This is a genomic window from Pseudomonas sp. IT-P253, from assembly GCF_949768125.1.
In the GTDB taxonomy this organism is placed as follows: Bacteria; Pseudomonadota; Gammaproteobacteria; order Pseudomonadales; family Pseudomonadaceae; genus Aquipseudomonas.
Genome location: NZ_CATKPT010000060.1, coordinates 1 through 1,172, shown reverse-complemented (window position 1 = coordinate 1,172; position 1,172 = coordinate 1). Strand labels below are relative to the sequence as shown.

Genomic DNA, 1,172 nt, shown 5'->3' with positions numbered 1-1,172 from the left:
AACAGTTCGTTATCCAGTCCGGCATAGCCGCTGGCCATCGAGCGCTTGTTGACGATGATGGTCTTGGCCTTGAACGCTTCGAGAATCGGCATGCCGGCAATCGGCGATTTCGGATCGTTCTTCGCGGCCGGGTTGACCACGTCGTTGGCGCCGAGCACCAGCACCACGTCGGCCTGCCCGAACTCGGAGTTGATGTCTTCCATCTCGAACACCTGGTCATAAGGCACTTCGGCCTCGGCCAGCAACACGTTCATGTGGCCAGGCATCCGACCGGCAACCGGATGGATCGCGTACTTCACGGTCACACCGCGGTGGGTCAGCTTCTCGGTCAGTTCCTTCAGTGCATGCTGCGCCCGCGCTACCGCCAGGCCGTAGCCCGGAACGATGATCACGGTATCGGCGTTGGTCAGCAGGAAGGTCGCGTCGTCAGCCGAACCGGATTTCACCGGACGGGCTTCTTTCGAACCGGCTGGGCCGGCCGCATCTGCCGTGTTGCCAAAGCCACCGAGCAGGACGTTGAAGAACGAACGGTTCATCGCCTTGCACATGATGTACGAGAGGATCGCACCGGACGAACCCACCAGGGAGCCCGCGATAATCAGCATCGAGTTGTTCAGCGAAAAACCGATACCTGCCGCTGCCCAGCCGGAGTAGCTGTTGAGCATCGACACGACCACTGGCATGTCTGCGCCGCCGATCGGGATGATGATCAGCACACCCAGCACGAAGGCCAGGGCCAGCATCAGCGCGAAGGCGCTGAGGTTGCCGGTCAGCATGAAGGTCACGCCCAATGCCAGTGTCGCCAGGCCCAGCAGCAGGTTCAGCTTATGCTGACCGCCAAACTGTACCGGCGCGCCTTGGAACAGGCGGAACTTGTACTTGCCAGCCAGTTTGCCGAAGGCGATGACAGAGCCGGAGAAGGTGATCGCACCGATGGCCGCACCGAGGAACAGTTCCAGACGGTTACCGGCCGGGATCGCGTCACCGAGTTGCTGGACGATGCCCAGCGACTGTGGCTCTACCACGGCGGCCACGGCGATGAACACCGCTGCCAGGCCGATCATGCTGTGCATGAAGGCGACCAGCTCGGGCATCTTGGTCATTTCAACGCGTTTGGCCATGATCGAACCGACAGTGCCGCCGATCAGCAGGCCGACGATCACGTAGACGAT

At 61.5% G+C, this 1,172-nt stretch carries 1 protein-coding gene; it reads right to left on the bottom strand.

Annotation, left to right across the window (positions count from 1 at the left end):
* Positions 1 to 1,172, bottom strand: a 1,172-nt coding sequence (locus ACM6IR_RS23985) for an NAD(P)(+) transhydrogenase (Re/Si-specific) subunit beta (RefSeq protein ID WP_414909987.1), incomplete at both ends; no start/stop codon positions are given.